The sequence below is a fragment of the Variovorax endophyticus genome (assembly GCF_025376855.1).
GTDB lineage: Bacteria > Pseudomonadota > Gammaproteobacteria > Burkholderiales > Burkholderiaceae_C > Variovorax.
In genome coordinates, this window is record NZ_JAHUTH010000036.1 from 90,101 (window position 1) to 96,846 (window position 6,746).

Sequence of the window (6,746 nt, forward strand, 5' to 3'; positions counted from 1 at the left end):
AGAGACAGGGCGCGCGGCCGGCCGCGGCCTCAGGAACGGCTGCCCTGCTGGATCCAGGCGCGCAGCCGGGTCGAGAGGTAGTCGGCGGTCATCACCATGACGACGATGACCAGGATGCAGGTCGCCGTGTCCTGGTACTGGAACAGCTTCATGCTGCCCACCAGTTCGAAGCCGATGCCGCCCGCGCCCACCATGCCCAGCACCGTGGCCTGGCGCAGGTTGGTCTCGAAGCGGTAGACGATGACGCCGATCCATGCCGTCACGACCTGCGGGATCACGCCGAAGACGATGGTCTGGATCGGGCCCGCGCCCGTGGAGCGCAGCGCCTCGATCGGCCCGTGGTCGATCTCCTCGATCGACTCGGCGAAGAACTTGCCGAGCATGCCCGCGCCATGCAGCGCCAGTGCCAGCACGCCCGGAAAGGGCCCGAGGCCGACCGCCGCCACGAAGATCAGCGCGAGGATGATCTCGTTGATGCCGCGCGTGATGTTGAGCACCTGCCGCATCGCATGGAACACCGCCGGGTTCGGCGAGATGTTGCGCGCCGCGAAGAAGCACAACGGCACCGCGAGCACCACCGCCAGCAGCGTGCCCCAGAGCGCGATCTGCACCGTCTCGATGGCGGGCTTCACCAGCTTGCCCATGAACTCCCAGTTGGGCGGCAGCATGCGGCCGAGGAAGTCGGCGATCCACGGCATGCCCTTGGCGAGCTCGCCGAAGCTCACCTGCGCGCCGATCGCGGCCCACCAGAGCACGCCGAGCCCGGCCGCCGCGGCGACCAGGTACTTCCACCAGCCGGGGTTGCCGTCGCTGCGGGCGATCAGCAGGTTGTAGCGTCCGATCGCGATCATGGCTGCTCCAGGGCGAGTTGCTGGACCGGCGGCAGCGCCGGCGCGTGCGCCGCGGCCAGGGCCGCGTCCTCCTTCGGTTCCCCCGGGTCGGGCTCGAGGCCGCCCGGATAGATGCGCTGCAGCACCTCGTCGGTCAGCGCGTCGGGCCGGCCCTCGAACACCACGCGTCCGCCCGCCACGCCGATCACGCGCTGCGCGAACTCGCGCGCGTAATCGACCTGGTGCAGGTTGCAGATCACGGTGATGCCGTCCTCGCGGCTGGCCTGCCGCAAATAGTTCAGCACCTTGCGCGAAGTCTTCGGATCGAGGCTGGCCACCGGCTCGTCGGCCAGGATCACCTTGGGCCGCTGCGCCAGCGCCCGCGCGATGCCCACGCGCTGCTTCTGGCCGCCCGAGAGCGTGTCGGTGCGCAGCTCGGCCTTGTGGTCGAGCTCGACGCGGCGCAGGCACTCGCGCGCGATCGCGATGTCGCGCGCCGGAAAGACCTGGAACCACGAGGCCAGCGCCGGCATCGAGCCCAGGCGCCCGGTCAGCACGTTCTTCAGCACCGACAGGCGCGGCACCACGTTGTAGTGCTGGAAGATCATCGCCACGTCGCGGCGCACGCGGCGCAGCCCCGCGCGATCGCGCCGCACCGGCTCGCCGTCCACCCGCACCTCGCCCTGCGTGGGCTCGGCGAGCTGGTTGATGCAGCGAAGCAGCGTCGACTTGCCGGCGCCCGAGGCACCGAGGATGACGACGAACTCGCCCTTGCCGACCGCGAGGTCGACCTGGTGGAGCGCGGTGAAGTCGCCGTAGCGCTTGCAAAGGCCGCGGATCTCGATCATTTCATCTTCCCCAGGTCGAGCTTCAGGATCCTGGCCGTGTCGCGGATCACGTTGTAGGCCGCGTCGTTGGTCGGATGGAAGCCGTTGAGCAGGCCCTGGTCGGACCAGGGGATGTCCTTCACCTGCAGGAAGGCCGCCTGCACGCGCTGCTTGAGATCGGCGCCGAGGTCCTTGCGCCAGACCGTGGGCGATTCGGGGATCGGCTCGGAGCGCCAGACCTCGACCAGATCCTCGCGCTTGACCAGCCCCTTCGCCACCGCGGCATCGAGGATGCGGTCGGCGATGGCGGCCGCGTCGACCTTGCGGTTCTGCACCGCGATCGCGCTCGAGTCGTGCGAGCCCGAGAAGATCACGCGGCCGAAGTCCTTGTCGGGATCGAAGCCGGCCTTCATCAGCCCCGCCTTGGGGAACAGGTGGCCCGAGGTGGAACTGGGATCGACGAAGGCGAAGGTGCGGCCCTTGAGGTCCTTCACGCTCTTGATGCCGCTGTCCTTGTGGGCCACCACCTGGCTGTAATAGAAGGTGCGGCCGGCCTTCTTGGTCTCGGCGACCGCGAAGGCCTCGATGTCGGCCACCGTAGTGCCCAGCACGTACGAGAACGGGCCGAGGTAGGCCACGTCGAGCCGCTTCGAGCGCAGCGCCTCGATCACGCCGTTGTAGTCGGCCGCCACGAAGGGCTTGACCGGCATGCCGAGGCCCTGGGCCAGCATGTCCATCATGCGCTGGCTGTTGGCGATCATCGCGCGCGAATCCTCGGAAGGAATCAGCCCGACCGTGAGCGCCTGCTGCGCCCTCGCCGGTGGAAGGAAGGCCGCGCCCACGGCGGCGGCCGTGCCGAACAGCAAGCTTCTGCGTTTCATCATCTGTGTCTCCAGTCTTCTGCGGTTCCGGTCCCTCGCGCCGCCGTCGTGGCGGCCCGAGGATTCGTGGCGTTCCGGTCGTCTTTTTTCGTGCCGACCTGGAGCACCTGGCGGCGAGTACATCACCGGCCCATTCATCGATCCAATTCAAATTTTTTCGTCGATGTATTCAATGAACCTATAGTCGGGTTCATCGAGAATTTCCGCTTTTTCCGGAGCCGCCGCATGCGCCTGACCCAGCTTCGTTCCTTCTTCGCGGTGGCCCGCGAAGGCAGTTTCACGCGCGCCGCCGAGAGCCTGCACGTGAGCCAGCCCACCATCACGACGCAGGTGCGCTTTCTCGAGGAGGCCTACAAGGTCGAGCTGTTCCACCGCCGCGGCCGGCGCGTGCAGCTCACGGTGATGGGCGAGCAGCTGATGCAGCTCGCGCAGCAGATCTTCAGCCTCGAGGCCGATGCGGTGAACCTGCTGGGCGACGCGGGCGAGCTGCGCACCGGCCACCTGCGCGTGGCGGCCGTGGGGCCCTATCACGTGACGAAGATGCTGGTCGACTTCAACCAGCGCTATCCCGGCATCAAGGTGACGGTGAGCACCGGCAACTCGCAGGACGTGCTGAACCAGCTGCTCGACTACAGCGCCGACGTGGGCGTGCTCGCGCAGATGGTGCGCGACGAGCGCTTCCTCGCGGTGCCCTTCATGAAGCAGCCGGTGGTGATCTTCGTGCCCTCCTCGCACCGCTTCGCGCGCCGCCGCGCGATCCGGCTGGCCGAGCTCGAGGGCGAGCGGCTGATCATGCGCGAGCAGGGCTCGACCACGCGCAAGGCGCTCGAGCTCGCGCTCGACAAGGCACGCATCCGCGCCGACGTGGTGATGGAGATCGGCAGCCGCGAGGTAATCCGCGAAGCCGTGCTGCAGGGCCTGGGCATCGCCGCGGTGTCGGAGGTCGAGTACGTGCCCGCGCCCGACCTGCATCGCGTGGCGATCAGCGACACCGAGATCTTCACCTCGGCCCATGCGCTGTGCCTGGCCGAGCGGCGCGACATGCGCATGGTCAGCGCCTTCTTCGACACCCTCTCCCCCGCGCTCTCGGCCGCGCCCGAGGGCCGGCGGCGCAGGAGCCACTGAGCGCGGGCCTCAGCCGCGCGGATGGTGCTGCGCGTGCAGCTGCTTGAGCCGCTCGCGCGCCACGTGCGTGTAGATGGTGGTGGTCGAGATGTCGGCGTGGCCCAGCAGCATCTGCACCGCGCGCAGGTCGGCGCCGTGGTTCAGCAGGTGGGTCGCGAAGGCATGGCGCAGCGTGTGCGGCGACAGCGGCACGTGGATGCCGGCCGCGGCCGCCTGCTTCTTCACGATGACCCAGAACATCACGCGCGTCATGCCCGCGCCGCGCGCGGTCACGAACAGGTCGGGCGTCTGCTGGCCGTCGAGGATCACGGGGCGCGACTCCTCGATGTAGCGCTCGATCCAGCGCCGCGCCTCGCCGCCGAAGGGCACCAGGCGCTCCTTGCTGCCCTTGCCGAGCACGCGCAGCACGCCGTCGTTGAGGCTGATGTCGATCACCTTGAGCGAGACCAGCTCGCTCACGCGCAGCCCGCTCGCATACATCAGCTCGAGCATCGCGCGGTCGCGCAGGCCCAGCGGTGTGTCGACGTCGGGCGCGCCGAGCAGGTCGTCGACCTGCTTCTCCGACAGCAGCTTGATCGCGCGCGGCATCTGGCGCGCGGGCATCAGCCGCAGGCTCGGGTCGGCCACGATGCGGCGCTCGCGCAGCGCCCAGCGGTAGTAGCGCTTGAACACCGTGAGCCGCCGGTTGGCCGAGGTGGCCTTGCCCTTGGCCGACAGCCGCACGCCCATGTAGGCCTGCAGGTCGGCCTCCTGCGCGGCGCCGAGCTTCATGCCGCCGCGCTGCTGGTCGAGCCAGTGCGCGAACAGCGCGAGGTCGCGCCGGTAGGCGGCGAGCGTGTTCTTCGACAGGCCGTCCTCGAGCCAGAGGGCGTCGATGAACTCGTCGATGTCGGGGGTGGGTGCGGCGGCGGCCTCGGTCATGGGTGGGCAAGATAGCAAAAAAAAGGGCCGCTCCCCGCGACGGGGGACGGCCCTTCTTCCGGCTGGCGCGAAATCAGTCGAGCTTGAGCTTCTGCTTGGCCACCACGTCCTTGTAGACCTCGTACTCGGCCTTGATCTGGGCCGAGAACTGCTCGGGCGTGTTGGCCACGATCAGCGAGCCGGTGTCCTCGATGCGCTTCTTCACGGCCGGGTCTTCCACCGCCTTCTTCACGCCGGCGCTGATCTTGTCGACCACTTCCTTCGGCAGGCCCTTCGGGCCGAGGATGCCGTAGTAGGCCATGCGGTTCACCGGCTCGAGGCCGACTTCCTTGAAGGTCGGCACGTTCGGCAGCGCGGCCAGACGCTGCGGCGCCGACACCACGATCGGGACCAGGCGGCCGCTCTGGATGAAGGGCATGGCCGAGGGGATGTTGTCGAACATGATCGGCACCTGACCGGCCACCACGTCGTTGAGCGCCGGGCCCGCGCCGCGGTACGGGATGTGCGTGACGAAGGTGTTGGTGAGGCTCTTGTAGAGCTCCATCAGCAGGTGGCCGATGCCGCCCGTGCCCGACGAGGCGTACGAGTACTTGCCGGGGTTCTTCTTGAGCTCGGCCACGAACTCGGCGTAGTTCTTCGCCGGGAAGCTCGGGTTGACCGCGATGATGTTCGGCGTGGCCGCGATGTTGATGATCGGCGTGAAGTCGTTGATCGGGTCGTACGGCGTCTTCGGGTTGATGGCCGGGTTGGCCGCCGTGCTCGACACCGTGGCCACGCCGAGCTTGTAGCCGTCGGGCGCCGAGCGCGCCGTCTCGGCCGCGCCCACGATGCCGCCGCCGCCGGCGCGGTTGATCACCACCACCGGCTGGCCCAGCACCTTGCCCAGCGGATCGGCCACCACGCGCGCCACGATGTCCGTCGTGCCGCCCGGGGCGAAGGGAACGCTCAGTTCGACCGGCTTGTTGGGATAGCCCTGGGCGAAGGCCGGGCCCGCGACCGCGACCAGCGCGGCGGCACCGACGAAGGCACTCCATTGGCGACGTTGCATCGATTACTCCTTGAACGATGGGGACGAAATTGCGAAAGCAGCGATGCTAGCGGCTCGCCGCCTCGGCCCGAGCCCTGGAATACCCATGGTTTGGGCGGTTTATGCTCGGCGCGGTGAACTACGCGCAGCTGCTTTTCCCCGACTTCTCCCTGATCGCCATCGGCTGGCTCCTGTGCCGCTACACCGCGCTGGACCGCAAGGTCTGGGACCAGGTCGAGAGCCTCGTCTACTACTTTCTTTTTCCCACGCTGCTGTTCCATTCGATCGTGCGCAGCCCGCTCGATTTTGGTGCGACCTCGAGCCTGCTGATGGCGGGCGTGGGCGTGAGCCTGTGCGGCGTGGCGCTGGCCTATGCCCTGCCCTGGGTGCCGGGCCTCGGCTCGCACCTCGACCGGCGCGATCACGCGGCGAGCGTGCAGGTCGCGTTCCGCTTCAACTCCTTCATCTGCCTCGCGATGGCCGAGCGGCTCGCGGGGCCCGAAGGCCTGCTGCTGATCGCGGTGCTGATCGGGGTGTGCGTGCCGATGATGAACATCGCGGCGGTGTGGCCGATGACGCGGCATGCGCAGACCGGGTTCGCGCGGCAGCTGGTGCGCAATCCGCTGATCGTGGCGACGGTGGCGGGGTTGCTGGCGAACGTGCTGGGGTTCACGGTGCCTGGCTGGCTCACGCCGACCTTGTCTCGCATCGGGGCGGCTTCGTTGGCGCTCGGGCTGCTGGCTGCGGGGGCGGGGATGCAGTTCGCTACGTTGGGGCGGGGGAAGGTGCTGGCTGTCTCGGTGCTTTCCATTCGGCACTTCATCTTGCCGCTGGTGGCCTGGGGGCTGGCTCGGTGGTTGCGGCTGGATGCGGCGCAGGCTTCGGTGTTGATGGCTTTTTCTGCGGTTCCTACGGCTTCGAGTGCGTATGTGCTGGCGCAGAGGATGGGGTACAACGGGGCGTTTGTGGCGGGGTTGGTGACTATGTCTACGGTGTTGGGGGTGGTTAGTTTGCCGTTTGCTTTGGCGCTGCCTCGTTGAATCCTTCCAGCGCTGTCTGCTTGATTTTTTTGTTGGTCCTGCTGAGGCCGTTGGCCGGGTCTCGCCCCGGCGGGCGAGTCACTTTCTCTTGTCTC

7 protein-coding genes are annotated in these 6,746 nt (G+C 68.2%); 2 read left to right on the top strand and 5 right to left on the bottom strand.

Features of this window, described 5'->3' with window-relative positions; genetic code table 11:
* Positions 1-29: 29 nt before the first annotated feature.
* The 3 genes from phnE to phnD are packed head-to-tail and all read right to left on the bottom strand — an operon-like array spanning position 30 to position 2,538.
* On the bottom strand, positions 30-851 hold the full coding sequence (gene phnE, locus KV106_RS34300) for a phosphonate ABC transporter, permease protein PhnE (RefSeq protein WP_261216115.1): 822 nt from the start codon (positions 849-851) through the stop codon (positions 30-32).
* Complete coding sequence (gene phnC / locus KV106_RS34305; protein ID WP_057595919.1) at positions 848-1,678, bottom strand: phosphonate ABC transporter ATP-binding protein; 831 nt, start codon at positions 1,676-1,678, stop codon at positions 848-850. The genes phnE and phnC overlap by 4 nt, the downstream gene beginning before the upstream one ends.
* Entirely contained in the window at positions 1,675-2,538 is an 864-nt protein-coding gene (gene phnD, locus KV106_RS34310) for a phosphonate ABC transporter substrate-binding protein (protein ID WP_057595944.1), read from the bottom strand. The genes phnC and phnD overlap by 4 nt, the downstream gene beginning before the upstream one ends.
* A gap of 225 nt (positions 2,539-2,763) precedes the next feature.
* Here phnD and KV106_RS34315 point away from each other — a divergent pair, with 225 nt between their 5' ends.
* Complete coding sequence (locus KV106_RS34315) at positions 2,764-3,663, top strand: LysR substrate-binding domain-containing protein (RefSeq protein WP_057595918.1); 900 nt, start codon at positions 2,764-2,766, stop codon at positions 3,661-3,663.
* A 9-nt stretch (positions 3,664-3,672) separates the two neighbouring features.
* Here the strand turns inward: KV106_RS34315 and xerD are convergent, their stop codons facing one another.
* Together xerD and KV106_RS34325 are read right to left on the bottom strand one after the other, a co-directional pair.
* Positions 3,673-4,584 (bottom strand): site-specific tyrosine recombinase XerD, encoded by a 912-nt coding sequence (gene xerD / locus KV106_RS34320; protein ID WP_057595917.1) that lies wholly within the window; start codon positions 4,582-4,584, stop codon positions 3,673-3,675.
* A 73-nt stretch (positions 4,585-4,657) separates the two neighbouring features.
* Positions 4,658-5,632, bottom strand: a complete 975-nt coding sequence (locus tag KV106_RS34325; RefSeq protein WP_057595916.1) for a tripartite tricarboxylate transporter substrate binding protein BugE — start codon at positions 5,630-5,632, stop codon at positions 4,658-4,660.
* Between the two features lie 101 nt (positions 5,633-5,733).
* Here KV106_RS34325 and KV106_RS34330 point away from each other — a divergent pair, with 101 nt between their 5' ends.
* Positions 5,734-6,651: an AEC family transporter gene (locus KV106_RS34330; RefSeq protein ID WP_261216126.1), complete on the top strand. Its 918-nt coding sequence runs from the start codon at positions 5,734-5,736 to the stop codon at positions 6,649-6,651.
* Positions 6,652-6,746: the final 95 nt, after the last annotated feature.